Here is a 26,984-nt window from a genome sequence, read left to right as displayed (position 1 = left end):
GGCAGGTCACTCCTCGGCGGCGCGGGTGGCCTTGCGATCGGCGATCAGCGTGTCGCGCACTCGGCGGCGCAGCACCTTGCCGATGAGCGAGGTGGGCAGCTCCTCCCACACCGAGTAGGCGCTCGGGCGCTTGTACTCTGCGAGGTGCTCTCGGGCGGTCTCGCGGGCGGCATCCTCGTCGAAGCTCGCGCCGTCCTCGAGCACGACCACGGCCGTGACGACCTCTGCTCCGCTGCCGCGCGGGATGCCGACGACGGCGGATGCCGCGACACCGGGCACCGTCGCCAACACCTGCTCGACCTCACTGGGCGATACGTTGAAGCCGCCGGTGATGATGATCTCCTTCTTGCGGTCGACGACCGTGACGAAGCCGTCCTCGTCCTGCACGACGAGGTCGCCGGTGCGCAGCCAGCCACCCTCGAGTAGGGTGGCGGCGGTCTCCTCGGGGCGGTTCCAGTAGCCCTGGAACACCTGCGGGCCGTGGATCAGCAGCTCGCCGGACTCGCCGAGTTCAACCTCGCGGGTGGGCTCGTTCGGGTCGACGACCTTGATGTCGGTCGACGGGAACGGGATGCCGATGGCACCGATCTTGCGGAGGTCGGTGAACGGATTGGCGAGTGCGACGGGGCTGGTCTCGGTGAGTCCGTAGCCCTCGTTGAGCATGCTGCCGGCCTGATCCTCCCAGCGCTTCACGATCGCGGGCGTGAGGGTCATCGCGCCGGAGATCGCGTAGACGACGCCGGAGAGGTCGAGCTTGCCCTCCTTGGCCACGCGGGCCAGCCGGTCGAACATCGGCGGGACGGCCGGCACGAAGGTCGGCGGGAACTTCTTCGCCGCCTTCGACACCAGTTCCGGATCGAAGGTCGGGAACAACACGGCGCAGGAGCCGGTCTCGACCGAGTAGATGACCGAGAGCAGTACGCCGAAGGAGTGGAACATCGGAAGCAGCCCGTAGATGCGCCCGTCGCCGCGGGTGAACTCCGGCATCCATGCCGCACCCTGGCGGGCGTTCGCCCACAGATTCGCGTGCGTGATCATGGCGCCCTTCGGGGTGCCGGTGGTGCCGGACGTGTACTGCAGGGATGCCAGGTCTGAGGCCTTCGGCCGCGGGTGATCGCCCGGCAGCGGCGCGCTCTTCTCGAGCTTCGTGAACGGGATCGCGCCCGGGGCCGGTGCGGTCAGCTTGGCGCGGGACTCGCGGGCCTTCGCGATCGGGAGGCTGAGCGCTAGTCGCATGGCGAAGGGCATGGCGCGGGTGACGTCGACGGCGACGATGCGGCGCGGACGGATGTCGTCGGGCAGCGCACGCAGCGTCGGCACGACCTTGTCCCACGTGATGACGACGTCCGCGCCGTGGTCGCGGAACTGCACCTCGAGTTCGTCGCGGGTGTAGAGGGGGTTGTGCTCGACGACGACGGCGCCAAGGCGCAGCACGGCGTAGAAGGCGATGACGTGCTGGGGCGCGTTGGGCATGATCAGGGCGACGCGGTCGCCGGCCTTGACGCCCATCTCGCGAAGGCCGTTCGCGACGCGGGAGACCCGGTCGCCGAGCTCGCGGTAGCTCAGCGTGCGGTCGAAGAACGCGATCGCGGGGCGGTCGGACCACTGCGCCACGCGCTCGTCGAGCAGGTCACTGAGGGATCCGGTGACCGGTTCGATGTCGATCGGGGTGCCCGGGGCGTAGAAGCGGTTCCAGGCGCGCGTCTCGTTCAGCTGCATGGGAAAAGCCTACGCGGATGCTGTGGACGGATGTTTCGGCGTGGGGCTGAGCGGTTCGGGGTGGGTGGAGGCTTCGGCGTAGGTCTGAGCGGATCGGGGTGTGGAGGCTTCGACTCGCCTTCGGCTCGCTCACCCCGTTTCGTCTGCGCGGCCTGCGGCCGCTCCGCTCAACGACCCGCAACTGAACCTGATCAGTCCCACGCGGGGCGTTCTTGGAAGAGTCTTCTGGGCGGGTCATTGAGCAAGGGAGCCGAAGGCAACCGCGACGAAACGGGTTGAGCGGAGGTGCGCAGCACCGGAGTCGAAGCCGCCCGACCGCCCGCAGGATCCGCTCAGCGCTCCAGGACGACGGCGAGCCCTTGGCCGACGCCGATGCAGATCGCGACGACGGCGACGCCGGTGCCGCGGCGGGCGAGTTCGTGCGCGGCGTGGCCGATGATCCGGCCGCCGGAGGCGCCCAGCGGATGTCCGATCGCGAGCGCCCCGCCGTGGATGTTCAGCTTCTCGGGGTCGAGGTCCGGCCAGCCGCGCAGGCAGGCCAGCGACTGGGATGCGAACGCCTCGTTCAGTTCGACGAAGTCGACCTCCGACCAGGTGCGGCCGGCCCGGGCGAGGGCCTTGTTCGCCGCTTCGATCGGTGCGGTCGGGAACTCGTCCGGGTCGACGCCGTGCGCGCCCCGGCCGGTGATCCGGGCCAGCGGCTCGGCTTCCAGCGCCCCCTCGGCCCCGAGCAGCACGGCGGAGGCGCCGTCGTTGATCGTCGAGGAGTTCCCCGCGGTGACCGTGCCGTCCTGGGCGAACAGCGTCTTCAGTCCGGCGAGCTTCTCGACGGTCGATCCGTCCCGGATGCCCTCGTCGCGGGCTAGTTCGGCTCCCGGCACCTGGACGATCTCGCCGTCATAGATCCCGTCGGCCCAGGCCTTTGCCGCCAGCTCGTGCGAGCGCACGGCGAACGCATCCTGATCCTCGCGGTTGATCCCCCACGTGGCGGCGGTCTTCTCCGCGGCCTCGCCGTTGGAGATGGTCCAGTGGTTCGGCAGGGCGCGGTTCGTCATCCGCCAGCCGATCGCGGTGTTCCACATCGTCTGGTTGCCGGTCGCCGGGAAGGGCTTCGCGGGTTTCTCCACGACGAACGGCGCCCGGCTCATCGACTCCACGCCGCCGGCGAGGATGATCTCGGCATCCCCCGTCTCGATCGCGCGCGAACCCTGCACGACCGCCTCCACGCTCGACGCGCACAGCCTGTTCACGGTCACTCCGGTCACGGTCGTCGGGAAACCGGCCAGCAACGCCCCCATCCGGGCGACGTTGCGGTTGTCCTCGCCAGCCTGGTTCGCATCGCCGAAGATCACATCGTCGATCCGCGCAGCATCAAGGCCGACGCGCTCGACACTCGCCCGCATCACCGTCGCCGCGAGATCATCGGGACGGATGCCGGCGAGCGCCCCACCCGCGCGACCGAACGGCGTCCGCACGGCGTCGTAGATGTGGGTCCTGGTCATGGCAGCTCCTTCGGTGCGCGCTCACAGCGTACCCGGTGCGTCAGAGACGCCGGGCCGCTTCAGCCGCGGCAACTGAAGTTCAGGCAGGAACCCCGAAGCTGTGCTGAGCCTTGATCGGGGCGACCGCCGCGGATGCGAAGAAGGTCAGCACTTTGCGCGCCCTGGCCTGGTCGGCGGATGCCGTCGCCACTCCCCCGGAGAAGACGGTGTCGATGGCGCAGTCGTCCGGCATCACACCGAGGATGCGGACACCCGGCTGTCCGACCAGCTCGCTGAGCTGCTGGAACCCCAGATCGACCTCGCCGTCAGCCAATGAGCGTGCCACGGGGATGCCCGGTCGAGCCTGCACAAGCCGATCGCCGAGCTCGGAGCTCATGCCCCAGTCGTCGATCATCTTCGCCAGCGCCGTTCCGCTGGGCCCGGTCGAATAGCCGACCCGGGTCGCATTCCGCAGCGCATCGCGCAACCCGGCCGCATCGGCGAAAGCAGGGCCATCCGGCCGCACCGCCTTCTCGGACGACCCGGATGGCACGGCTATCGCCACCTGCGACAGTACGAGCGGTGTCACGGTCTCAGCATCCACGTGCCCGTCGGCGGCCAGGCGTGACAGAGCACCCGACGCGAGGAAGACTAGGTCGAACGCCTCGCCGGCGGCCACCCGCCCGGCGGCGTCCACTCCCCCGACCGATTCCACATCCACGCGCGCCAGTCGCTCGGCAGCAGCCGCTGCCATCAGGTCGGCGAGCACGAGCCTTGTCGCCATCGAAGAGATCGCCTTCATGCGGCATCCTCGAAGGTCTCGGCGTCGACCTCGGAGGCCGGGCCGGCAGCGTAGCGGGAGCCGGACACCGTGTCTTGGTTGATGAGCGCGCCCGCGCGAGCCAGCAGCCCGGCATCCACCGACAGCGACAGCACCCGATGGTTCTCGACCGCGTGCGCGAGACTCGTCGTCCCGGGAATCGGCACCACATGGTCGCCCCGGGAGAGCAGCCAGGCGAGGGCGAGCTGCGCCGGGGTGACGCCTGCTTCCGCTGCCAACGATCGCCACGCCGGCAGCAGCGCCTCGTTGGCGGGCCAGTTGTCAGACGAGAACCGCGGCATCGGCCGGCGGATGTCCTTCTCCGCGAACTTCGAAGGGTCCCCCACGCTGTCGCTGAGGAAGGCGCGGCCGACCGGCGAGAACGCCACCAGCGCGACGCCCGCCTCTCGCGTCGCCTCGAGCATCGCGATCTCCGCGTTGCGCGTCCACAGCGAGTACTCGTTCTGCACGGCCGCGATCGGCACGACTTCCTGCGCTTCGCGCAGGCGGGTGACGGAGACCTCCGACAGTCCGATGGCACCGATCTTGCCGGCATCCACCGCCTCGGAGAGCGCGCCGACGCTCTCGGCGATCGGCACCTTCTTGTCCCAGCGGTGCAGGTAGTACAGGTCGATGTGTTCCACGCCGAGCCGCGCGAGCGAGGCATCCACCTGCTCACGAAGAGTCGAAGGCCGGCCGTCGATGACACGGACGCCGTCGACCATCGCCATGCCGCCCTTGCTGGCGAGCACGACCTCGTCGCGGCGTCCCTTCAGAGCACGCCCGACCAGTTCCTCGTTGCGACCTGCACCATAGAGCGTGGCCGTATCGAGGTGCGTGACACCCGCGTCAAGTGCGCCGAGCAAGACCGCCAGACCCTCTTCGGGCGACGGCGGGATGCCGTAGGCGTGGCTGAGGTTCATGCACCCCAGGCCCATCCGCGGCAGCGTCCGTGGCTCGCTCTGCACCGGCGTCACGCGAGCTGCTCCTCCAGCTGTCCGAGCACCCGATAGCAGTCGATGACCTGACGCAGCGACGAGTTCGGCTCGCGGCCCTCGCGGATCGCGGCGATGAACTCGCGGTCCTGCAGCTCGATGCCGTTCATGCTGACGGCGACGTCGGAGACGTCGATCTGCTCGTCCTTGCCGTCGAACAGGTCGTCGTAGCGGGCGACGTAGGTCGCCGTGTCGCCGATGTAGCGGAAGAACGTGCCGAACGGACCGTCGTTGTTGAACGACAGCGACAGCGTGCAGATCGCACCTGACTCGCTCTTGAGCTGGATGGACATGTCCATCGCGATGCCGAGATCGGGGTGGATCGGGCCCTGGATTGCGTTCGCCTGCACGATCTTGCCCGCCTGGTACGCGAACAGGTCGACCGTGTGCGCCGCGTGGTGCCACAGCAGGTGATCGGTCCAGGAGCGCTTCTCACCCTTCGCGTTCGTGTTCGTGCGGCGGAAGAAGTACGTCTGCACGTCCATCTGCTGCACGTTGAACTCGCCCGCCTGGATGCGGTCGTGCACGAGCTGGTGCGAGGGGTTGAACCGGCGCGTGTGGCCGACCATCGCGACCCGGTCGGATGCTTCGGCCGCAGCCAGGGTGGCCTCGGCATCCGCCAGCGAGTCGGCGAGCGGGATCTCGACCTGCACGTGCTTGCCGGCGGCGAGCACCGCCTGCGTCTGGCTCGCGTGCAGACCCGTCGGGGTGGCGAGGATCACGGCATCCACGTCGTCGCGCTCGAGGACGGCTTCGAGTCCGACGACCGCGTTCGCGACGCCGTACTTCGACGCGACAGCATCCGCCTTCTCCTGCGAGGTGGCCGCGACGACGGTCACCTCGGCGTCATCGATGTTGGCAAGGCCATCCAGGTGCTTCATGCCAAAGGCGCCGTTCGCGCCCACGACGGCGATGCGGATCTTGTCGCTCATTCGCTCTCCCTTTCGAGATTCGGTGTCAGGTGTCAGGTGTCAGGCGTTCGCCACGGCTGCGGTCTCGGCCGGCTCCGCGGCGGGCGCGCCCACCGACTCCACCGCGTCCTCGGCGGCGACGGTCGCCCTGCCGACCGGGTTCGAGATGACGAGGTGGCCGACAGCGGTGTTGGATGCCGGCACGTGATAGAACCGGTGATCCGTGGAGGGCTCCTCGCCGCCGAACTGGTCGTCCATCGCGCCGCGGGCGATCAGCCAGTCCACCAGCTCGATGCCCTCGGAACCCGCCTCGTCGACGTACTCCATGTGCGGCCACTCGGTCAGGCCCAGCGGATCGGCGATGAGGTGGTCGAGGAAGGCGTTGTCCCACTCCTTGTTGATGAGGCCGGCGCGCGGACCTTGCAGCTGGTGGCTCATGCCGCCGGTGCCCCAGATCTGCACGTTCAGCTCCTCGCCGTCCCACTTGTCGATCGCGCGCCGCAGAGCCTTGCCGAGCTCGTAGCAGCGGCGCCCGGACGGCACCGGGTACTGCACGACGTTGACGGCCAGCGGGATGACCTTCACCGGCCACTCCTCGTCGACGCCGAGTTCGCCGTAGACGAGCGACAGCGGCACGGTCAGACCGTGATCGACGACCATCTCGTTGACGAGGGTGAGGTCGAAGTCATCCTGGATGATCGACTGCGCGAGGTGCGCGGCGAACTCCGGGTATCCCTTCACGTCGGGCACAGGACGCGGGCCGTAGCCCTCGTCGGCGACCGGGTACTCCGCACCGGTGCCGAGCACGAACGTCGGGATGATGCTCGCGTCGAAGGCCGTCGCGTGGTCGTTGTAGACCAGGATGACGACGTCGGGAGTGTTCTCCTTGGCCCACTTGCGGGTCCACTGGTAGCCGTCGAAGACCTGCTTCCAGTACGGCTCCTCGGTCTTGCCGAGGTCCATCGCCGCCCCGATGGCAGGCACATGCGAGGTGAACAGCGCCGAGGTGTACTTCGCCGGGGCGTCCGGGCGCATGGTCGTCGCCTTCTCGGTCGACGGCGGGGTCCACCCGTCGAGGTCCTTCAGGCGCGCCCCCTCGGGGCGGCGTCCGCCGCCGACCATCATGTCGCGGTAGGCGGCCTCGCTCATGCCGGTCATGGAGCCGGCCATCTGCTGGAAGCTCAGACCATGCGTGGCGCCGATCTTGCTGAGGAAGTAGATGTTGCCGCCCTCGGCGATCATGGTGTTCAGATCCATGTCGAGCACGGCCTGGCGCTGCACGGGGTTCAGCGGCCACTCATCGAGGTAGGCGGGCTGGTCGGCGAGGAAGCGCGCGCGGTTCTCCGGCTTCATCAGCGACATCGCGAGCTGGTTCAGGTGATATCCCTTGCGCGCCTGCTCGGCGTCGTAGATGGTCGTGCCGGGGACGTTCTTGTACGGCTTGTCGAGTGCCATGGTGTCTCTCCTTCAGTCTTCCCAGTACAGGCGACGCGGGTTGTCCACGAGGAGCTTGCGCTGCAGCTCGGGGGTCGTCGCGATCTGCGGGATGTAGTCGACCAGCAGCCCGTCGTCAGGCATGTGGTCCTTGAGGTTGGGGTGCGGCCAGTCGGTTCCCCAGAGCACGCGGTCGGGGAACTCTTCGACCACACGTCGGGCGAACGGCACCACGTCGGTGTACGCGTGCTGCTCGCCGTCGAGGGCGCGGGGTCCCGAGACGCTCAGGCGCTCGGGACACGAGACCTTGGTCCACACGTTCGCGTTCTCGCGCATGAACCGCAGGAACAGCTCGAACTCCGGGCCGTTCGGGTCTTTGGTGACGTCGGGTCGGCCCATGTGGTCGACGACGAGGTCGGTCGGGATGCTGGAGAAGAAGTCGTACAGCTCGGGAAGGTCCTCGGCCTCGAAGTAGATCACGACGTGCCACCCGAGCGGGGCGATCTTCGCGACGATCTGCTCGAGCGAGTCGGTTGGCACGCGGTCGACGAGGCGCTTGACGAAGTTGAAGCGCACGCCGCGGACGCCGGCGGCGTGGAGCTCGGCGAGCTGCTGATCGGTGACGTCGCGGCGCACGGTGGCGACGCCGCGGGCACGGCCCTCGCTGCGGTTCAGGGCGTCGACGAGCGCGCTGTTGTCGGCGCCGTGGCAGGTGGCCTGCACGATGACGTTGCGGTCGAAGCCGAGGTGGTCGCGGAGGGCGAACAGCTGCTCGGCCGAGGCGTCGCAGGGCGTGTATTTGCGCTCAGGAGCGTAGGGGAACTCGGCACCGGGTCCGAAGACGTGGCAGTGCGCGTCGACGGCGCCCTCGGGCAGCGTGAACGTCGGCTTCGTCGGGCCGTCGTACCAGTCCAGCCAGCCCTCGGTCTTGGTGAAGTCGCCGGAGGTCTCGCCGTGCTTTGCAATGACGTGCGCCATCGTCAGTCCTCCACGTATTCCAGGCCGGCGGCCGCGAGGGGTTCGCGCATGCCGTAGAGGTCGAGTCCGAGTACGCCATCGCGGAACTTCTGCCGCTTGGCCTCTTCGTTGTCTTCGCGCTTCTGGCTGGCATCCGCCACTGCGCCGACGAGCTCGCGGGGCACCACGACGACGCCGTCGACGTCGGCGACGACCACATCACCCGGGTTCACGAGGGCGTTGGCTGCGACGACGGGGACGTTGACGGACCCGAGGGTGGCCTTGACCGTGCCCTTGGAGTTGATCGCGCGGGAGAAGACCGGGAAGTCCATCTTCTCGAGGTCGGCGACGTCGCGGACGCCGCCGTCGATGACCAGACCCTTGCATCCGCGAGCGGTGAGCGAGGAGGCCAGCAGCTCGCCGAAGAATCCGTCCTCGCTCTCGGTGGTGCAGCCGGCGACGATCACGTCACCGTCCTGAACCTGCTCGGCGGCGACGTGGAACATCCAGTTGTCGCCCGGCTGCAGCAGTACGGTGACGGCGGGTCCGCACAGTTTCGCGCCGGTGTAGGCGGGGCGGATGTAGGGGCGCATGAGCCCGACGCGGCCCATCGCCTCGTGGATCGTGGCCACGCCGAACTGCGACAGGCGTGCGACGTCGTCGGGGTCGGGGCGCTGGATGTTCGTGCGAACGATGCCGAGGTTGTTCAGTCTCATGGTGGTTCCTCTCAGAGTCCGCGCGCGGTCAGGGCGCGGTCGAGGCGCGGGTACACGCGGCGGGCGTTGCCCTCGAACACCTGCTCGCGCTGGAAGTCGCTGAGGCTGGTCGTCGCGTCGACATAGCGCTTGGTGTCGTCGAAGTAGTGTCCGGTTCGCGGGTCGATGTCGCGGACGGCGCCGATCATCTCGCTGGCGAACAGGATGTTGTCTGTGGGGATGACGTCGGTCAGCAGGTCGATGCCGGGCTGGTGGTAGACGCAGGTGTCGAAGAAGACGTTGTTCAGCAGGTGCTCTTCGAGCTCGGGCTTGCCGAGGACCATCGCGAGGCCCCGGAAGCGCCCCCAGTGGTAGGGAACGGCGCCGCCGCCGTGCGGGATGACGAGCTTGAGGTCGGGGAAGTCCGTGAACAGGTCGCCCTTGAGCAGTTGCATGAACGCCGTGGTGTCGGCGCCGAGGTAGTGGTCGCCGGTGGTGTGGAACACGTCGGGGCGGCACGTCGTCGACACGTGCACCATCGCGGGGATCTCGTACTCGACGAGCTTCTCGTAGATCGGGTACCACGAGCGGTCGGTGAGCGCGGGGGCCGACCACTTGCCGCCGGAGGGGTCGGGATTGAGGTTGACGGTGACAGCGCCGAGCTCTTCGACGGCGCGGGTCAGCTCGTCGATCGTGGTCTTCGGGTCCTCACCGGGCGACTGCGGCAGCATCGCGCCCATCAGGAAGCGATCGGGGAACAGCTCGCTCACGCGGGCGACGAGGTCGTTGCAGATGCGAGCCCAGGTCTTGCTGACCTCGAGGTCGCCGATGTGGTGGGCCATGAACGAGGCACGCGGGCTGAAGACGGTGATGTCGCTGCCGCGATCGTTCATGAGGCGCAGCTGATTGGCCTCGATGGTCTCGCGGATGTCGTCGTCGCTGATGTGCAGGTCGGCGGGGTTCGGCGCCTCGCCGTCGCCCTTCGTGAACGCGATCTGCAGGTCACGCCAGGCGCCCAGTTGCGCGGGCGCGGTCGTGTAGTGGCCGTGGATGTCGATGATCAACGCGTGTCGTCCTTGTCACTCGGATGCTGTTGCTCACGACTCTAGGTCGCCCATCTCATACAGTCCAATAGATGCCGATCCCGTTTGCCATAGATATTCTCTATGTATGGCCCTGGCCGATCTGAACCAGCTGCGGACGTTCGTCGTGCTCTACGAGTTGCGCAGCGTGACCGCCGCCGCCGAGCGGCTGCATGTCACGCAGCCGACCGTGAGCTACACGCTGCGGCGGCTGCGCGAGAAGTTCGGCGACGAGCTGTTCCGGCGCGAGGGGCACGACATGGTGCCGACGGCGAAGGCGACGGCGCTGTTTGCCCCGCTGCACGAGGCGCTCGCGCAGATCGATCAGACCGTGAGCGATCCGGATGCGTTCGAGCCCTCGGGGTTCAGCGGTGAGCTGGCGCTCGGTCTCACCTCCATCGGAGAGCAGACGTTCCTGCCGCCGATCATGGAGGCGCTGGCCCGCGAGGCCGCGAGCCCGCACCTGCAGGTGGCGAGGCTGGACTCTGACCAGGTGGAGGACGGACTCATCCGCGGGTCGATCGACCTGGCCATGACGGTGTCGATGATCGGCAGTCCTCGACTGTGGCGGACGCACGTGCGCGCGGTGGAGTATGTGGCGCTGTCGTCGAGGCAGCATCCGCTTCCCCGCACCGCGCCGGACATGTTCGCGGGGCGGCGCTTCGTGCGCGTGAGCGCGCGCGGCGGACACGTCTTCCCCCTTCAGGTGCTCACCGAGCACGGACTGATGGGCCAGGTGGCGCTGACCGTCGAGGAGTACTCCACGGTGCCGGCGGTGCTCGAGGCCACCGATCTGGTGGTGCTGCTGCCCAGGCACGTCGCCGAGGTGTTCAGCGGGTGGTTCGGCGGACTGCAGATCTCTGACCTGCCGTGGCCGGCGCAGAGCACGCCGGTGTCGCTGTACACGCGGCGAGAAGCGAGCCTGTCGCCGACGCAGAAGTGGTTCCGCGCCGTGGTCCTGGACGCCGTCGCCGCCGGCGAGTACCGGCGGCGGTCGATCTAGCCCGAGAACTGCTTTGCACGGCGAGAATGGTGCTGCCAGCAGCCGTCTCAGGCGGCAAGGGAATTCTCGGGGTCAGGACTTGCGGCGGTTCCAGCTGGCCTTCGCCGGCGCGAACGGGCTGCGCACGTGGATCGCCCAGGTCGAGTGCGGATGGATCCGCAGCAGCGCTGTCTCGTAGAATGCCACCGCCTCGTCGGAGAGCGTCGGCAGCACGGCATCCTTGTCGATGGTGTCCTCCGGGCGCGGGCGCAGCGCCTTCCAGACCAGCTGAACTTCGGGGGCGCCGGTCGGGATGCCGTCGAGGTCGAGCACCGCGCGATCCCAGGGCAGCGTCATGCGCGGATCGCGCTTGTACATCCAGGCGCGCGGGGCGCCGTCCTCGACGTTGACCTGCAGCACCCATGCGCCCTTGTCGTCATCGCGGATGAGCACCGGCTGCAGGTCGGTGTCTGCAGGGGCATCCGCGAAGGGGATGATCTCGTCGTCGCCTTCACCCGGCGCCCAGGCGCTGAATCCGGCCGGAAGGCTCGCGACGAGCGCGGCGAGGTCACCGGCGGTGACACTGACGTCTATGTTCACGCGATCGCGGATCGGAGCACCCAGCCAGCGGTCGAGGGCTGCTCCGCCGGACAGCCACCAGCGCACGGATGCCGGGGCGAGCAGCTGCGCGACCGCGGTCGGCTCGAGCGGCTGCCACGGAGTCGCGGATGCGGATGACGGCATAGGTCGAGGCTACCTCTCCCCGCTTCCGCACAACTCCGGAGAACCGGCCGGGATCGGGCGCACTCGTGCCGACGTCACGCCGTTTCCCGAAGAATCTGCTGAGTCATGCGGGACGATCCGTGACGTCCGACCGCTCGAGCATCTGCCAGAGCCCCCGGAACAGGGCTGCAGCCTCGGAGGAATCCAGGTGCCCGACGAGTTCACGCTGCACCTCGACCACCCGCGGCACGAGCCGCGCATGCTCGGCCGCACCGTGCTCGGTGAGGGTCACGACGTTGCGCCGCGCGTCACCTGCCGCGCGCTGGCGCGCGATGAGTCCCGCCTTCTCCATCCGGCGTACGAGGTCGGCGATCGTGGAACGGTCGAGGTCCACCTCATCGCAGAGCTCCCGCTGGCTCGCCTCTCCGACTCGAGCGAGCACCGCGAGGATGCTGTACTGCGCACTCGTGATCTCGGGCGAGGCCACCCGCGCCCATGTCGCCAAGTGCAGCTGCTGCGCCCGGCGGATGAGGTTGCCGACGTGGCGCTGCGGCTCGGGGAGGTCGGCCATGGTCATCACGGCATCCATCCTCTCAGCCGGGGAACCATGGGCGATGCGCTGCTGCGACAGATCGAGACCGGGCGCGGCTCAGCCGGCGACCGGCACCTCCACGGGCAGCAGGAATCCCGCGAAGAAGTCCCGCAGCTCGTCCCGCGCCGTCAGCGGCAGCACGTGCGCGACGTACTGGTCGGGCCGGACGACGACCACGGCGCCCTCGGCCGCGATCCCGCGCTCGGCGAAGATGTCGACCGCGGCATCCGCCGCCCACGCCTTCTCCCAGTCCTGCAGACCGAGTGGCCCGGAGGTCGGCAGCAGGATCTCCGGCAGTCCGGTCACGTCGAGGTCGCGATGCGAACCGCGGAAGACGCCGTGGACGTCGATCACGCTGTCGATATCCGCACCTGCTGCGGTGAACCGGCGCACCGGCGATTCCTCCCCCTCGGTCAGCCACGTCGCGAACTCCTCCAGAGCCGCGCCCGAGGAGTCGCCGAAGGCGTAGACGCGCCAGCGCCCGTCGGCGCGGTGCGAGTGGCCGAGCTCCATCCGTTTGGCGTCGGCCACCCGCCGCACCGGCGCCGAGTGGAACCGGGTGCCGATCTCGAAGCCGGTGGCGAGGTGCTGGTAGTCGGCCGCACCGGTCAGTGATGACGGCGTGTACTGCGTCGCCACACCGGCGGTGTACCGGCCCTGCCGCGCGAACTCGGCCTGCATGTCGGCGGGAGTGACGCCGCCGAGTTCCGGGTGCTCCGGGTCGAGCGCGGGCTGCGCGATGAACGCCGACCAGTGCTTGTCGAACGCGATGAGGTCCGCGGCGATCGCCTGCCTCTCCTCCGAGTAGGTGCGCAGTAGCGCGGCATCCGATCGTCCCTGCAGGACGGCGGCGAGCTTCCAGCCGAGGTTGAACGCGTCCTGCATCGACACGTTCATGCCCTGACCGGCCTTCGCGCTGTGCGTGTGGCAGGCGTCGCCGGTGAGGAACAGGTGAGGGGTGGCATCCGCCTGCGACTCGGGCGTCAGGTCGTCGAAGCGGGCGGCGACCCGCTGACCTACCTCGTAGACACTCGACCAGGCGACCTGCTGCACGTCGATGGAGTACGGGTGCAGGATGGCGTTCGCGACCTCCGCCAGATGCTCCGCCGTCGTCTTGCGGATCTCGGCATCCCCGGCCTCGACGACACCGAGGTCGACGTAGCAGCGCACCATGTTGCCGCCCTCGCGGGGGATCATCAGGAGGCTCCCCTTGCCGGCGGACTGGACGACGTTCTTCGTGCGCCAGTCGGGGAAGTCGGTGGTGGCGAGCACGTCCATGACGCCCCAGGCGTGGTTGGCGGCGTCGCCCTCGAGGCGGATGCCGAGCGCACGGCGCACGTTGCTGCGCGCGCCGTCGCAGCCGACGACGTACTTGGCGCGGACCGCGAGCTCTGTGCCGTCGGTGTGGCGCAGTTGAGCGGTGACCGGGTGGTCGCTGTCGTTCATCTCGTAGCCGACGAACTCGATGCCGTAGTCGGCCTCGAGCCTGCTGGACGACTTCGCGGCGTGCTCGAGCAGGAACTGCTGCATGCGCGCCTGATTGACGATGACGTGCGGGAACTCGCTGAGCCCCTCAGGGGTGTCCTCCACCCAGCCGGTGCGGACGATCTTCGAGCGGTCCGCCTCGGACGGACCCCAGAATCGCACCTCGTTGACCCAGTACGCCTCGCGGACCAGCGCGTCGGCGAGGCCGAACGCCTGGAACATCTCGACGGTCCGGCATGCGACGCCGTCGGCCTGCCCCACTTCGAGCGGTCCGGGCCGGCGCTCCACGATGCGCGTCGTGATGTCGGGGAACGCCGCGAGCTGGGCGGCGAGCACGGTGCCGGCAGGACCCGTGCCAACGATGAGCACGTCGACGGCGTCCGGTAGTTCCGGGGTGCGGTCTTTCACCTGCGGCGCCGCCGGCAGGAGATCCGGATCGCCGGGGCGGTATCCGTCGCGGTGGAACTGCATGGGATCTCCTTCGATCACTGCGGGGCGCTCACGTTGCACACCGAAATAGTTGGGGTGCCAACGATAGTACACGGATGCGGCATGAGAAGGTACCCCCATGGCGAACTCCCGCTCCGGCGACTCGATGACCGAGCGCATCGTGCGCGTGCTCGACACGTTCACCACGGAACGCACGATGCAGACGGCGACCGAGATCGCCGAGAGAACCGGGCTTCCATCGTCTACCGCCCATCGCATCGTCGGCGATCTCGTCGCGGCCGGGCTCCTCGAGCGCGACGAGGAGATGCGCATCCGGCTCGGGATGCGGCTGTGGGAGCTGGCTCTGCGTGGATCGAGCGCGCTGCGCCTGCGCCAGGCGGCGCTGCCGCACATGGAGCAGGTGCAGACGGTCATCCGTGAGCACACCCAGCTCGCCGTGCTCGAGCATGAGGAGGCGCTCTTCCTCGAGCGCCTCTCACACCCGGATGCCGGCGCCAACATCACCCGGATCGCAGGACGCCTGCCGCTGCACGCGTCGTCATCCGGGCTCGTTCTGCTCGCGCATGCCGACCCGGCGCTGCGAGAGCGTGTGATGAGCCTTCCCCTGCGCGCGGTGTCGCAGGAGACGGTGACGGATGCTGGTGTGCTGCGGCGCCTGCTCACCACGATCCGGCGACAGGGCTTCGTGGTAGCGCCCGGATCCATCGAACGGGTGTCGACCGGTGTCGCGGTGCCGGTGCGCAACCGCGGCGAGGTGGTGGCTGCGCTTTCGGTCGTGCTACCGCGCGAGAGTGCGCCCGCTCCCGCGGTCGACGCGCTGCTGGCTGCCGCACGGGGTATCGAACAGGAGCTGGGCAGCGGGCGGTGAGCGCCGGGGGCGGCTTCGACTCCCTTCGGTCGCTCAGCCCGTTTCGTCTTCGCGGCCTGCGGCCGCTCCGCTCAACGACCCGCGGATGAACTTTTCGCAGGATGCTGGAGTTGCTGGATCCCATTCAACGGGATTCTCGGCTCGATCATCGCTCCGCGGGGGACACTGGTGCGCAGCATCCACTGTCGAATGACACGTCGAAGGAGACGACATGAGCACCGAGCCGATCAGAACCAGGGTCGCGATCGTCGGCGCCGGCCCCGCCGGCCTCATCCTGTCCCACCTGCTCGCCGACGCCGGCATCGAATCGGTCGTGATCGATCAGCGTTCCCGCGAGGAGATCGAGTCGACCATCCGCGCCGGCATCCTCGAACAGGGCACCGTCGACCTGCTCACCGCGATCGATCCGAACACCCGAGTGCACACGGTCGGCGATCGCCATGACGGCATCGAACTGCGCTTCCAGGGCGAGGGGCATCGCATCGACTTCCCCGGCCTCGTCGGCCGCAGCGTCTGGCTCTACCCGCAGCACGAGGTTCTGAAGGACATGCTCGCGCTGCGGGTCGCGTCAGGGCAGGATCTGCGGTTCGGGGTCACGGCATCCCGCGTCGAAGGCATCGACACCGATCGCCCCCGTGTGATCGCCACGGATGCCGACGGCAGCGAACTCATCATCGATGCGGACTTCGTGGTCGGAGCAGACGGCTCGAGGTCCGTCGTGCGCCCTGCGATCACCGGCGACTCGCGCAGCGGCTACTTCCGCGAGTACCCGTTCGCGTGGTTCGGCATCCTGTGCGAGGCACCGGCGAGCGCGGACGAGCTGATCTACAGCAACTCCGACAACGGTTTCGCGCTGATCAGCCAGCGCAGCCCCGAGGTGCAGCGGATGTACTTCCAGTGCGAGCCGGATGCCGACCCGCTCGCCATGTCCGAGGCGGAGATCTGGGAAACCCTGCAGTCGCGCGTGCCAGGCACGACGCTCAAGGAGGGGCCGATCTTCCAGCGCGACGTGCTGCGCTTCCGCAGCTTCGTCGCGCACGAACTGCGACGCGGCCGCGCTGCATTGGTCGGCGATGCCGCGCACACCGTGCCGCCCACCGGCGCCAAGGGCATGAACCTCGCGATCGCGGACGTCGTACTGCTCTCTCGCGCGCTGCGAGCCCTGCTCGGCGAGGGCGACGATCGCCTCATCGACGGATACGCCGAGCTCGCTCTGAAGCGCATCTGGAAGGCGCAGCACTTCTCCTGGTGGATGACGAGCATGCTCCACCAGCTGCCGGAGTCGGGCGAGTTCGACCGTCGCCGCCAGCTCGGCGAGCTGCGCTCGGTCACGGACTCCGAGGCCGGCCGAACCTACCTCGCCGAGGCGTACACGGGCTGGCCGCTCAACTGAGCCGCGCCGCGACCTTGGCCGCGAGCGCGAGCGCGTCGTGCGGTGCGTGACCTCGGGCGTCGTTGTCGAAGTACACGTAGACGTCGCGCGGTGACTCAGCGTTCCCGGACAGCTCGTCGATGAGCTGCGCCCAACCATCGAGCTCTTCAGCGGTGTATCCGCTGTGGTAGAGCTCCTGCGCACCGTGCAGGCGGAGGTAGGCGAAGTCCGCCGTCGTCTCGTCGAAACGCGGAAAGCGACCCGCGGTGTCGGCCGTGACCATGGCCACCCCGTGATGGCGCAGCAGATCCCCCGCCTCGCGGAAGCTCTCCGCCCTCGGTTCCAGGGCGTACCGGATCGGACGGTCCTCATCGATCTCGAGCCAGGCGCGTCCCTCCAGCCGTTCGTCATGGCGCCGAGCGAGATCCAACGCGGCGCCGGTCGAGCGCGGCAGCATCCCGAGAAACTCGTCGATGACGTCGGCCGCGAACTCCTGCCGCTCCGGCAGCTGCCAGAGCACCGGACCGAGCGCCTCCCCGAGCGAGAGAACTCCGGATGCGAAGAAGTTCGCGAGCGCGGTCTCCGCGCCGCGCATCCGCAGCATGTGCGTGACGTAGCGGGAGCTCTTCACGGCGAACACGAATCCGCTCGGCACGGCGTCGCGCCATCGCCGGTAGCTCGACGGTCGCTGCAGCGAGTAGAACGAGCCGTTGAGCTCCACGGTCGAGAACCGCGATCCGATGTACTCGAGCTCTCTGCGCTGGGCGAGCCCGCGCGGATAGAAGTCGCCGCGCCAGCTCGCGTATCTCCACCCCGACGTGCCGACGCGGATCTCGCCAGGCGAAGGGGCTTTCAGACGGTGCGCCATTCGTCGCTCGTGAGATCGGCACCGGCCTGCGGGCCCATCTGCAGCATCCCGCCGTCGATGACCACGGACGCACCGGAGATGTACGCCGCCTTCGGCGACGCGAGGAAGGCGATCAGTGCGGCGACCTCGCGCGCATCGCCTGGACGTCCCATCGGGATGCCGGGTCGACGCACGGTGTTCGGATCGACGTCCTCGTTTCCGGTCATCGCCGTGGCGATCTCGCCGGGCGCGACGCTGACCGCGGAGATGCCACTGCTGCCGAGCTCGAGGGCGATGTTCTTCATGAGCCCGCTCAAACCGTGCTTCGCGGCGTCGTAGGCGCTCGAGCCGACCATCGGCTGATGAGCGTGCACGCTCGTGACGGCGATCAGACGCCCTCCTCGGCCCGCCGCGACCATGTGTCGGGCGGCACGCTGCAGACAGACGAACGCTCCGGTCAGGTCGACGTCGAGCACGTGCCGCCACTGGTCGATCTCGACGTCGAGGAACGGCGTCTGGATGCCCGCGCCGGCGTTGTTGACGAAGACGTCCAGTCCGCCGAGCTCTTGCACGAGACCATCCACGACGTCGCCACAGGCGGGGATGTCTGCGACGTCGAGGTGCGTGACGACGGCCCGCGCCCCGTGCTCGCGCACCTCGGCAGCGGTGGCCTCGGCGCCCGCCTCGTCCGTATGCCAGGTGATCCCGACATCGAATCCGTCTGCGGCGAGCGCAACGGCCGCGGCCCGGCCGATGCCGGAGTCCGCGGCCGTGACGATCGCCGTGCGATCGGTGGTGACCATGCGCTCAGCTGCGCGCGGCGGGCTTGCGGTTCTCAGCGCTGACCATCCACGCCAGCTGTTCGAGCGCCTCGATGATCGCGTGCAGGATGTCGGCGCTGGTCGGATCTTCCTCGTCGACCTCGTCATGCACCTCGCGCATCGTGCCGACGACAGCCTCGAGGCGAACCGTGATCAGGTCGACGGTCTCGGCCGTGTCGATCTCGCCCTGCGGATACTCCGGGAGGGTCGTCGTGGATGCCACGGTGTCGCTTCGTCCGTCCGGAATGGCATGCAGCGCCCGCATCCGCTCGGCGACGGTGTCGCTGAATCGGCGCGCAGCATCCACGATCTCGTCGAGCTGCAGGTGCGTGTCCCGGAAGTTGCGGCCGACCACGTTCCAGTGCGCCTGCTTGCCCTGCATCGAGAGCTCCAGCAGATCGACCAGCACCGCCTGCAGATTCTCGCCGAGCTGCTTCGGTGCGACGAAGCCCTTCTCGGCGTTCTGGCGTCGCGTGCTCTTCTCTCCGGTACCGCCCCGTGCCGAGCGCCTCGTCGTCGTGGTTGTCTTAGTCGTTGCCATCATGACCTCCTGGCCGCCACGGTATCGGCGTCGCCACCGTCAGCGGCAAGGCCTTGACTATCGCCATTGCGCGTGCGATGCCAGAACCGCGCGGCGCTCAGGAGGATCACCAGCGCGGCGAGCACCACGGCCGTCGACGCGACCACGGGCGCTGCGGGATCCTCGGCCCAGCGTCCGATCGCGATCCACAGCAGCCCCCACGATGTCGCCGCCGCGGGTGCCCATCGGCCTCCGCGCCAGGCGGTGAACAGGGCGACCAGCCCCGCGCCGATCAGCGTGAGCGTGCCGGGCACTCCCGGCGCCTCCGACCACTCTGCGATGCCGACATCGGCCAGCCAGGCCGCGAGGTTGGCGGCAGCCGCGACCGTCACCCAGCCCAGGTACAGGCCGATCATGCCGTCGATGAGCACGATCTCCGCCGCGGTGCCGCGCCGCGGCCGCCGGCACACACGGACGAACGTCGTCAGCAGCACCCCGAGCAGGATCATGATGATGACGAACGACTCGGCGATCCGCCATGCCAGCACGCACATGATCCACACGGCGTTCAGCAGAGCGGATGCCGCGACCCCGTAGCCGACCGCGCGATGCCGCGGCTTCGACGCCTGCGCCGGCACGAACTGCCAGACCGCGTACGCCACGAGGCCGAGGTAGATCACCGACCAGATCGAGAACGCGAAGCCGGCGGGGGCGAGCACGGTGGCATCAGCGGCGAACGCGCCGCCGGCAGCATCCGAGATTCCCGCACCGCCGAACAGACCCGAGCCGAACAGGGCGGCGACGATCGACCCGGCCACCGTGAGCAGGACGACGATCCGGCGAACGCGATCAGACTTCTCCGTCTGGGACATGCCCCCACAGTAGATGGGCGACCGGCAGGCTCACTCCGCTGCGGGCGGCGTGGCGCAGATGGTGAGGCCGGAGATCGTCTCGTGGTACTGCTCGGCCGTGAACGGCAGGCCGAACTCGGGTGCCGTCTGCCCGTCGGCCGCCGGTGCCTTCGACGCGATGGCCGCGAGTTCCCATGCAAGGTAGGCGGCCAGGCCGCCCCCGGCCGTCGAGTTGTTCAGCACGACGGCCACGGTGAATCCCGTCTCGGGGTCCGAGTACGCCGCCGTCGCATAACCCGGGGTCCAGCCGTGCTGACCGATCAGGGGCCCGACCAGGAACGCACCGCCGGCCGCCTGATACCAGGACGGCGCGCCTGAAGACGTGGGCAGGGGCGAAGCGAACTGATCCGGTTCCGCGCCCTCGCGCAGCGCCTGTCGCGCGGATGCCTGGACGAAGCGGCCGAGGTCGCCGATCGTCGAGACGGCACCCGAGTCGGTGAAGCCCGTGCTCGCGGAGAGCGTCGTGATGTCGACCGGCGCCGTGCAGTCGTAGCCGCCCTCGATCGTCTTCAGGTAGTTGCCGCTGAGGGGGTTGTCACCGGGTTCGGCGGGCGAGGCGCCGGGAAGCGAGGTGCCAGCGAGGTCCAGCGGCGCGGAGATGTACTTGGCGATGAGCTCAGCGGCGTTCATGCCGGCCGCTCGCTCGAGCGCGAGTCCCAGCAGCAGGTAGCCGGCGTCGGAGTCGCGGTAGGTCGTGTGCGGTTCCACCGGGGTCTGGCCGAGGCCGAAGGACGCCAGTTCGAGTGGCGCCCACACCCGCTCAGGGGTGTTCAGCCACGCGCTCTTGATGGCCGCCTCGGAGGATCCGATTCCGCTCGTGCCGTTGCACAGGTCGAGCAGCGTGATCCCTTCGAGCTGCGCAACCCCGGATGCGTGCTCCGTCACGGGGTCGTCGAGTTCGACGACGCCCTCGTCGGCGAGCGCGTACAGCACGTCGCAGGTCATCAGGCGAGTGACATCCGCGACGCGGAACGACATCTCGGCGGTCACTTCGGTCTGATCCTCGACGGACTGCGTGCCGAGCCCGGTCACCCACGTGCCGCTCCACGGCACCCAGACACCGACGATCGCCCCTGTCGCGCCCGACTTCGCCATGGCGTTCTCGACGGCGCCCTGCAGCTGGGCCGTGGTGTCCTCGGGCAGTGCTTGGTCGACCTGCTCGGGTGGCGTGTACGAGAACGACTCCTCAGACGAGCATCCGGTCAGGACGAGAGCGAGTGCAACGGCACCCGCGGCGGCGGCGCGCCAGCGTCGGGGCGAGAGAAGATGCATGAAGGAAGCTCCAGGGTGGTCTGTCAGAAGAGTCTATGGTGCGCCCCCGCAAACATCGTGCGGTTCGGCCCGCTCCCGGCAGACGTACAGTGATGACCATGCCCCACATCTTCGAGCCCGAGGTCGTCTCGGCAATCCTCCGCCACATGAACGGCGACCACGCCGACGACAACATCCTCATCGCGCGCGCGTTCGCGACGGCATCCGACCTGCCGATCACCGACGCCGTGATGACCGATCTGGACGGCGACGGCGGCGTATGGCAGATCACCCGCGCCGGCGTCGCGGAGGAGTTGCGCGTGCCGTGGCCCAGCGGCCCCATCGATGAGCGCCCGGCCGTGCGACGCGAGGTCGTCGCCATCTACGACACCGCATGCGAGAAGCTCGGCATCCAGCCCCGCCCGCACGCCTGACGCTCGAACAGCCGTCGAGGGTTCCGAATTAGGTAAGGATGCCCTTACACTGAGGCCATGGCTGAAATCCTCTCCTTCTCCGCCGCCCTCCGCGAGCGCTCCTCCGGTTCGCATTCGCGCAGCGAGCACGCCGGCTTCATGGCGGATCTGCTCAAGGGTGAGGGGTCGCGCGAGGACTACATCGCCCTCGTCTCTCAGCACTACTTCATCTACGAGGCGCTCGAGTCCGCGGGCGAACGCATGCGCCGCGACCCGGTGGCATCCGTGTTCATCAGCGAGAAGCTCACCCGCCTGCCCGCGCTGGAGGCCGACCTCGCCTTCCTGCTCGGCGAAGGGTGGCGCTCGGTGATCGCGCCGCTCCCCACCACCGAGCGCTACGTCGCCCGCATCAACGAGGTCGGCGCCACCTGGCCGGGCGGTTTCGTCGCGCATCACTACACGCGCTACCTCGGCGACCTGTCCGGCGGCATCTTCATCGGCCGGGTCATGCAGCGCCGGTTCGGATTCGAGACCAACGGCGTCGGCTTCTACCTGTTCGACGACATCGCCGACCCGGCAGCGTTCAAGGACGTCTACCGCGAGCAGCTGGATGCCGCCCCGTGGGATGACGCGGAACGCGAGCGCGTGATCGACGAGGTGCTGCTGGCCTACCGGTTCAACACCGAGCTGTTCGAGGACCTCGACCGGAGCCGGCTGGCCGCTTAGGCCTTCGGTCCGGACACTTCCGGCGTCGAAGAGTGGCGTGCCTCCCACGCCTCGCGCATGAACCGGCGCACGTCCTGATCGACGCGGATGTCACTCGGTCGCAGCGGGCGTGACAGGTACAGGCCATCGAGCGAGGTGAGCCTGGACAGGGCCACATAGGTCTGACCGGGAGCGAACGCCCCGCCGCCGAGGTCGATGACCGCGCGGTCGTAGGTCTTGCCCTGCGACTTGTGGATCGTCACCGCCCACGCGAGCCGCAGCGGGAACTGCATGAACTCCGCGATCACATCGCGGCTGAGCGTTTTCGAGTTCGCGTCGTACGAGTAGCGGAACCTCTCCCAGACGGCGGGCTCGACATCGACATCCTCACCGTCGATCTCGACCCGCACGGAGCCGCCGAGGATGCGCTTGACGGTGCCGATCGTGCCGTTCACCCACCGCGGCGGCTCCCCCGTCATCGAGACGTCGTTGCGGAGGAACATGACCTGCGCACCGACCTTGAGCTTCAGCTCGGCATCCGCGGGATAGTTGCCGTCGCCACGTCCGAAGTCGCCGTTGATCTCGGCCCTGGCGGTCTGCTCCTTGCCCGCGAGCGCGGCGAGATGACGCCGGTTGATGTTGTTGACGATGTCGTTGCGCGTCGCGAGCGTGATCATCGGGATCTCGCCCGGCTCCGGGTCGGGCGGCGTGCGGGTGCCCTGGCGATTGAGCACCTCGGCGATCTCGGCCGTCACCCGCCCGTAGCGCACGGCGTTCAGCATCGACTTGAAGCCGTCGTCGGACTGCCGGTGGATCTGCACCAGCTCGCGCACGTGCAGCGGTGCGCCGTGCCGGCCGAGATCGATCAGTCCGTCGGCGACCCCCATGGTCGCCCCGGCCCACACCTTCGCGTCGAAGAACCAGAACGACCGGTAGTGATCCTGCACGTAGCGCAGTTCGTCGCCGCGGGGCGGTACCGGCGCGAGCTGGTACGGGTCGCCGAACATCACGACCTGCACGCCGCCGAACGGCTCGGCGCGGCGTCCTCGGGCCTGGCGCAGGGCACGGTCCATGCCGTCCATGAGGTCGGCGTTCACCATCGAGACCTCGTCGATCACGAGAGTGTCGATGGCGTTCAGGATGCGGCGGGTGGCGTCGTTCTGCTCGATCTCGCTCTCGGCGATCAGGCCGATCGGAAGGCGGAACAGCGAGTGGATCGTCTGTCCCTCGACGTTGAGGGCGGCGACGCCGGTGGGCGCGCAGATCGCGATCTGCTTCTGCGTGTTCCAGGCGAAGTACTGCAGCAGCGTCGACTTGCCCGTTCCGGCGCGGCCGGTGATGAAGACGTGCTCCCTGGTGTCCTCGATGAGACGGAACAACTCCTGCTGTTCGTCGGAGAGGGCGGGAAAAGACACGACTCTCATGGTACGTCGCCGCTCGGCCTGACGCTCGGCACTGTCACAGGCCGACCCTCCTAGACTGGCGCCATGGATCAGCCCTCGACGACGCCCAGGCGCCGCCGATTGTGGTTCGATCTGACGGCCCTGGCCGTCATCGGAGTGCTGCTCATCGCCGCTCTCGGTGCCGGCACGAGCATGCTGTACAAGGAGTTCTACGGCCCCTCGGCCTTCGTCGGCCGGTACCTCGATCTGCTCGCGACAGGCCGTGCCGCCGATGCGCTGAGGGTCCCAGGGGTGTCGATCGACCACAGTGCGCTCGAGGAGTCGGGCATTTCTGCGACGGCATCAGAGGCGCTGCTGCGCAAGGCGGCGCTCGCACCGCTCGCCGATGTCGAGATCGTCGCCGAGAAGACCGAGGGCGATGTCACCTCCGTGACGGTGTCCTACGTCGTCGCCTCCCACCCGGGCACCAGCACCTTCCACGTGAAGCAGGACGGTTGGGCGGGTGTGACACCGAATTGGCGCTTCACGCAGTCGCCGCTGGCTGCCGTCTCTCTCACGGTTCTCGGCGCCGACCAGTTCGCCGTGAACGGCTTCGAGGTCGATCGGCGTCAGGTGTCGTCTGCCGGCACCGAGGCCGTCGCGGCAGATCCGCTGCCTCTGCTGGTCTTCACCCCGGGGCTGTACTCGGTCACGGTCGACACCGCAATCGCGAAGTCGCCCGGCATCAGCATCCTCGCCGATTCGCCGCTCACGCAGACGCCGGTCGAGCTGCAGACCGTGCCGACCGAGGAGTTCGTCGACGTCGTGCAGACCCGGGTCGAGGAGTTCCTCACCGAGTGCACGACGCAGCAGGTTCTGCAGCCGACCGCCTGCCCGTTCGGGCTCAAGGTGGACAACCGGCTCGTCGAGCCGCCGGTGTGGTCGATCGCCGCGCAGCCGGTCGTCTCCGTCGAGCCCGACGGCGCACAGTGGATGATCCCCCCGACCAACGCGGTCGCGCACATCGAGGCCGACATCCGATCGCTGTTCGACGGCTCGATCGAGCACGTCTCGGAGGACATTCCGTTCCGCGTGAACGGGACGATCACGATCCTCCCCGACGGGTCGGCATCGATCAGGGTGGGTTCCCCGGGCGAGAGCTGACTCAGCGTCCCGCGCGCTGGTCGCGTTCGGCGATGGCGGCGAGCTTGGCGTTGTACTCTTCGAGCTCGGCCTCCCCTGTGCGATCGGCGTGGCGGTCGCGGCGGCGCTGCACCTTCGTGTCGTCTCTGCTCCACTGGATGGCCACGGTGATCGCAAGGATGAGTGTCGGGATCTCGCCGACCGACCAGGCGATGCCGCCGCCGATGTACTGATCCTCCATCGGGGTCGGCCCCCACGTGCGACCCATCGAGCCGAACCACTCGGCGACCATCAGCCCCTCCTGCATCATGATCGCCATGCCGAAGAAGGCGTGCATGGCCATGACGGCGATGAGGGTGATCAGGCGGCCGGGGTACGGCAGCCGGTACGGCACGGGGTCGATGCCGACCAGGCTCATCACGAACAGGTAGCCGGAGATGAGGAAGTGGATGATCATCCACTCGTGGCCGAGGTGCTCGTACATGGACCAGCGCACGAGGTCGGTGAAGTAGAAGGCCCACAGTGATCCGACGAAGATGCCTGCGGCGACGAACGGGTGCGTCACCACGCGCGAGAACGGCGAGTGCACCGCCCACAGGATCCATTCGCGTCCGCCGCGCGTGCCGTCGTCCCGCTTGTGGATGCTGCGGAGCGCCAGCGTGATCGGCGCCGCGGAGACCAGCAGCAGCGGGATGGCCATCGACAGGATCATGTGGCCCAGCATGTGCACGCTGAACAGATACTCCTGGTACAGGTTGATCGGGCCGCAGGTGACCCAGACCAGCAGAAGGAGGCCGAGCATCCAGAAGATGGTTCGCTGGATCGGCCAGCGGTCGCCGCGCTTGTGCAGGCGCCAGACTCCGGCGAGGTAGAAGAACGCACCGAGCGCGGCTGCCAGCGCCCAGAGGATGTCGTAGTCCCAGCCGGTGAACCACCGCTCGAGCGTGAACTCGGGCGGCAGCGACGAGCGGGTGAGGATCTCGGCGGGGGTCTGGCGGGTCGCTGCGGACTCACCAGTGGGCGGAGGTGTGCGGGCGAGCGCAGCGGCGGCGCCGGAGGCCAGTCCCATCAGCGCGACCTCGCAGAGGATCAGCATCCAGAACCACCGCGAAGCGCGCTCACCGCGCATGCGCGGGATGAGGCGCATGCGGTACCAGGCGCCGAGCAGGCCGATCCCGCCCAGAAGCACGGCCTTGGCGATGATGATGATGCCGTACGGGGACCAGAGCCCGTCCCAGCCGCCGAGGCCGACGGTCGAGCGGACGATGCCGGACACGGCGACGACGAAGAACGCGGCGATCGCGATGCTTGAGTACCGGCGGACGAGGTCCTGCTCGTCGAAGCCCTTCGTGAAGTGCAGCACCACGAGCAGCATGACGCCGCCGAGCCAGACGGCAGCTCCGATGGTGTGCAGCAGGATCGAGTTCACCGCGACGACGTGCCCGGAGAGCTCCCCCGAGTGTCCTTGTTGGGCCATCGGCAGCAGAGCGGCGAGGGCGATCACCGTGGTGATGAGTGTGGGCGTCCAGCTCCGCCAGGCGAAGGCGAGGATGGTGACGACCGCGCCCATGATCGTGGTGATCAGCCAGGCTTGGCCGAGCGGGAGTTCCAGCAGGTACCGTCCCAGCTGTTCGCCGAACTGGTCCTCCAGGCTGATCTGCGGGTTGAACGCGGCGAGGAACGTCAGGAAGGCTGTCGCCGCGGACGAGATCGTGAACAGCGCAGCGCCGATGGATGCCGTGTCCATGGCCGTTTCGAACGGCTTCTCACCGGCGCGCAGGGCGAACAGGGCGAGCACCATGGGCCCGATCATGAGGGCGGCGCTGAGGTTGTTGACCAGGCGCGCGACCGGAAGGCTCCAGCGGATCACGTCGCCGGGGTCGCCGATCAGGAGCGGTGCGGCAGCGCCGCCGAAGACGAGCGCCGCGACGAGAGCGATCGCCGCACTCGTGCCCAGGATCAGGATGCCGGCGGAGCGGTACGACGACGAAGGGGCGCCGCTCGCGCTCGTCGATTGCGCGGTGCGCGGGCCGGGAGAACTCACCCCTCAAGCCTAAGCTCGCATCCGCAGCACCAGCGCCACGCACGAAGGCCGCCCCGAATGGGACGGCCTTCGTGAAGGAAGCTGTCTTACTTGACGGCAGCCTTGAGCTTGGAGCCAGCGGTGACCTTGACGCGCTTGCCGGCCGGGATCTTGATCTCGGCGCCGGTCTGCGGGTTGCGGCCGGTGCGGGCAGCGGTGTCGACCTGCTCGAACGAGATCCAGCCCGGGATGGAGACCTTGCTGCCCTTGGCAACAGCGTCAGAGACCGTGGCGAAGAGCGAGTCGAGGACGCCCGAGACGGTGGCCTGGCTCTGGCCGGTGGCGGAAGCAATGCTCGCGACGAGCTCGGTCTTGGTGATGGACTTGTCAGCCATGTCATCC

At 68.6% G+C, this 26,984-nt stretch carries 26 protein-coding genes; 6 read left to right on the top strand and 20 right to left on the bottom strand.

The annotated features are described in order from the left end of the window. Window positions 1–6: 6 nt before the first annotated feature. The 9 genes from MAE01_RS04190 to MAE01_RS04150 form a co-directional block, all read right to left on the bottom strand. Window positions 7–1,719, bottom strand: a complete 1,713-nt coding sequence (locus MAE01_RS04190; RefSeq protein WP_147038297.1) for a long-chain-fatty-acid--CoA ligase — start codon at window positions 1,717–1,719, stop codon at window positions 7–9. A 332-nt stretch (window positions 1,720–2,051) separates the two neighbouring features. Continuing rightward, window positions 2,052–3,221 carry a thiolase family protein gene (locus MAE01_RS04185; RefSeq protein WP_147038296.1) on the bottom strand — a complete coding sequence of 390 codons (1,170 nt, stop codon included), beginning with the start codon at window positions 3,219–3,221 and terminating at the stop codon, window positions 2,052–2,054. A gap of 79 nt (window positions 3,222–3,300) precedes the next feature. Then, window positions 3,301–4,002 (bottom strand): substrate-binding domain-containing protein, encoded by a 702-nt coding sequence (locus MAE01_RS04180; RefSeq protein WP_147038295.1) that lies wholly within the window; start codon window positions 4,000–4,002, stop codon window positions 3,301–3,303. After that, window positions 3,999–4,997, bottom strand: coding sequence for an aldo/keto reductase (locus tag MAE01_RS04175; protein WP_229718108.1), 999 nt, complete (start codon window positions 4,995–4,997; stop codon window positions 3,999–4,001). The genes MAE01_RS04180 and MAE01_RS04175 overlap by 4 nt, the downstream gene beginning before the upstream one ends. Beyond that, window positions 4,994–5,947 carry a Gfo/Idh/MocA family oxidoreductase gene (locus MAE01_RS04170; RefSeq protein ID WP_222591650.1) on the bottom strand — a complete coding sequence of 318 codons (954 nt, stop codon included), beginning with the start codon at window positions 5,945–5,947 and terminating at the stop codon, window positions 4,994–4,996. Before MAE01_RS04170 ends, MAE01_RS04175 begins: the two co-directional genes overlap by 4 nt. A gap of 39 nt (window positions 5,948–5,986) precedes the next feature. Then, the gene (locus MAE01_RS04165) at window positions 5,987–7,381 is read right to left on the bottom strand and encodes a protocatechuate 4,5-dioxygenase subunit alpha/beta (RefSeq protein WP_229718109.1); all 1,395 of its coding nucleotides are present in this window, start codon (window positions 7,379–7,381) and stop codon (window positions 5,987–5,989) included. Window positions 7,382–7,393: 12 nt separating this feature from the next. Beyond that, window positions 7,394–8,338, bottom strand: coding sequence for an amidohydrolase family protein (locus tag MAE01_RS04160; protein WP_147038294.1), 945 nt, complete (start codon window positions 8,336–8,338; stop codon window positions 7,394–7,396). Between the two features lie 2 nt (window positions 8,339–8,340). Then, window positions 8,341–9,033 (bottom strand): 4-carboxy-4-hydroxy-2-oxoadipate aldolase/oxaloacetate decarboxylase, encoded by a 693-nt coding sequence (gene ligK, locus MAE01_RS04155; protein ID WP_147038293.1) that lies wholly within the window; start codon window positions 9,031–9,033, stop codon window positions 8,341–8,343. Window positions 9,034–9,044: 11 nt separating this feature from the next. Continuing rightward, window positions 9,045–10,076, bottom strand: a complete 1,032-nt coding sequence (locus MAE01_RS04150; RefSeq protein ID WP_147038292.1) for an amidohydrolase family protein — start codon at window positions 10,074–10,076, stop codon at window positions 9,045–9,047. Window positions 10,077–10,182: 106 nt separating this feature from the next. Between MAE01_RS04150 and MAE01_RS04145 the strand changes: the two genes are divergently transcribed. Then, window positions 10,183–11,097, top strand: coding sequence for a LysR family transcriptional regulator (locus MAE01_RS04145; protein WP_147038291.1), 915 nt, complete (start codon window positions 10,183–10,185; stop codon window positions 11,095–11,097). A 72-nt stretch (window positions 11,098–11,169) separates the two neighbouring features. Here MAE01_RS04145 and MAE01_RS04140 read toward each other — a convergent pair whose 3' ends face one another. From MAE01_RS04140 to MAE01_RS04130, 3 genes are all read right to left on the bottom strand, one after another. After that, window positions 11,170–11,820: a hypothetical protein gene (locus tag MAE01_RS04140; RefSeq protein ID WP_147038290.1), complete on the bottom strand. Its 651-nt coding sequence runs from the start codon at window positions 11,818–11,820 to the stop codon at window positions 11,170–11,172. Window positions 11,821–11,923: 103 nt separating this feature from the next. After that, window positions 11,924–12,376: a MarR family winged helix-turn-helix transcriptional regulator gene (locus MAE01_RS04135; RefSeq protein WP_147038289.1), complete on the bottom strand. Its 453-nt coding sequence runs from the start codon at window positions 12,374–12,376 to the stop codon at window positions 11,924–11,926. Between the two features lie 72 nt (window positions 12,377–12,448). Further along, the gene (locus MAE01_RS04130; protein ID WP_147038288.1) at window positions 12,449–14,347 is read right to left on the bottom strand and encodes an FAD-dependent monooxygenase; all 1,899 of its coding nucleotides are present in this window, start codon (window positions 14,345–14,347) and stop codon (window positions 12,449–12,451) included. 97 nt (window positions 14,348–14,444) lie between these two features. Between MAE01_RS04130 and MAE01_RS04125 the strand changes: the two genes are divergently transcribed. Then, entirely contained in the window at window positions 14,445–15,194 is a 750-nt protein-coding gene (locus tag MAE01_RS04125; RefSeq protein WP_147038287.1) for an IclR family transcriptional regulator, read from the top strand. A 211-nt stretch (window positions 15,195–15,405) separates the two neighbouring features. Then, window positions 15,406–16,587, top strand: coding sequence for a 4-hydroxybenzoate 3-monooxygenase (locus tag MAE01_RS04120; protein WP_147038286.1), 1,182 nt, complete (start codon window positions 15,406–15,408; stop codon window positions 16,585–16,587). Here MAE01_RS04120 and MAE01_RS04115 read toward each other — a convergent pair. Genes MAE01_RS04115 through MAE01_RS04095 form a run of 5 tightly spaced genes read right to left on the bottom strand, consistent with a single transcriptional unit; the run spans window position 16,580 to window position 20,937 of the window. After that, window positions 16,580–17,434, bottom strand: coding sequence for a DUF72 domain-containing protein (locus MAE01_RS04115; RefSeq protein WP_147038285.1), 855 nt, complete (start codon window positions 17,432–17,434; stop codon window positions 16,580–16,582). The genes MAE01_RS04120 and MAE01_RS04115 overlap by 8 nt on opposite strands. Next, a complete protein-coding gene (locus tag MAE01_RS04110) occupies window positions 17,419–18,216 on the bottom strand; it encodes an SDR family oxidoreductase (protein WP_147038284.1) in 798 nt (265 codons plus the stop codon). Before MAE01_RS04110 ends, MAE01_RS04115 begins: the two co-directional genes overlap by 16 nt. Before the next feature lie 4 nt (window positions 18,217–18,220). Further along, entirely contained in the window at window positions 18,221–18,775 is a 555-nt protein-coding gene (locus MAE01_RS04105) for a Dps family protein (protein ID WP_147038283.1), read from the bottom strand. Further along, the gene (locus tag MAE01_RS04100; RefSeq protein WP_147038282.1) at window positions 18,775–19,626 is read right to left on the bottom strand and encodes a TspO-related membrane protein; all 852 of its coding nucleotides are present in this window, start codon (window positions 19,624–19,626) and stop codon (window positions 18,775–18,777) included. The genes MAE01_RS04105 and MAE01_RS04100 overlap by 1 nt, the downstream gene beginning before the upstream one ends. Before the next feature lie 30 nt (window positions 19,627–19,656). Further along, window positions 19,657–20,937: a serine hydrolase domain-containing protein gene (locus MAE01_RS04095; RefSeq protein WP_147038281.1), complete on the bottom strand. Its 1,281-nt coding sequence runs from the start codon at window positions 20,935–20,937 to the stop codon at window positions 19,657–19,659. 98 nt (window positions 20,938–21,035) lie between these two features. On the opposite strand from MAE01_RS04095, the gene MAE01_RS04090 reads away from it, so the two are divergent. Further along, complete coding sequence (locus MAE01_RS04090; protein ID WP_147038280.1) at window positions 21,036–21,350, top strand: DUF2470 domain-containing protein; 315 nt, start codon at window positions 21,036–21,038, stop codon at window positions 21,348–21,350. A gap of 57 nt (window positions 21,351–21,407) precedes the next feature. Next, window positions 21,408–22,055 carry a biliverdin-producing heme oxygenase gene (locus tag MAE01_RS04085; protein ID WP_147038279.1) on the top strand — a complete coding sequence of 216 codons (648 nt, stop codon included), beginning with the start codon at window positions 21,408–21,410 and terminating at the stop codon, window positions 22,053–22,055. Here MAE01_RS04085 and MAE01_RS04080 read toward each other — a convergent pair. Beyond that, window positions 22,052–23,458 carry an ATP-dependent DNA helicase gene (locus tag MAE01_RS04080; RefSeq protein ID WP_147038278.1) on the bottom strand — a complete coding sequence of 469 codons (1,407 nt, stop codon included), beginning with the start codon at window positions 23,456–23,458 and terminating at the stop codon, window positions 22,052–22,054. The genes MAE01_RS04085 and MAE01_RS04080 overlap by 4 nt on opposite strands. Before the next feature lie 63 nt (window positions 23,459–23,521). Here MAE01_RS04080 and MAE01_RS04075 point away from each other — a divergent pair, with 63 nt between their 5' ends. Then, a complete protein-coding gene (locus MAE01_RS04075; RefSeq protein ID WP_147038277.1) occupies window positions 23,522–24,580 on the top strand; it encodes a hypothetical protein in 1,059 nt (352 codons plus the stop codon). 1 nt (window position 24,581) lies between these two features. On the opposite strand, the gene MAE01_RS04070 is transcribed toward MAE01_RS04075, so the two are convergent. Then, window positions 24,582–26,522, bottom strand: a complete 1,941-nt coding sequence (locus MAE01_RS04070) for a bifunctional copper resistance protein CopD/cytochrome c oxidase assembly protein (RefSeq protein ID WP_147038525.1) — start codon at window positions 26,520–26,522, stop codon at window positions 24,582–24,584. A gap of 167 nt (window positions 26,523–26,689) precedes the next feature. Next, the gene (locus tag MAE01_RS04065) at window positions 26,690–26,977 is read right to left on the bottom strand and encodes an HU family DNA-binding protein (protein WP_017203554.1); all 288 of its coding nucleotides are present in this window, start codon (window positions 26,975–26,977) and stop codon (window positions 26,690–26,692) included. Window positions 26,978–26,984 lie beyond the last annotated feature (7 nt).

The sequence above is a fragment of the Microbacterium aerolatum genome (assembly GCF_007988825.1).
Taxonomy (GTDB): domain Bacteria; phylum Actinomycetota; class Actinomycetes; order Actinomycetales; family Microbacteriaceae; genus Microbacterium; species Microbacterium aerolatum.
The sequence above is the reverse complement of the archived record's forward strand: the minus strand, read 5'-3'. Positions and strand labels throughout refer to the sequence as shown.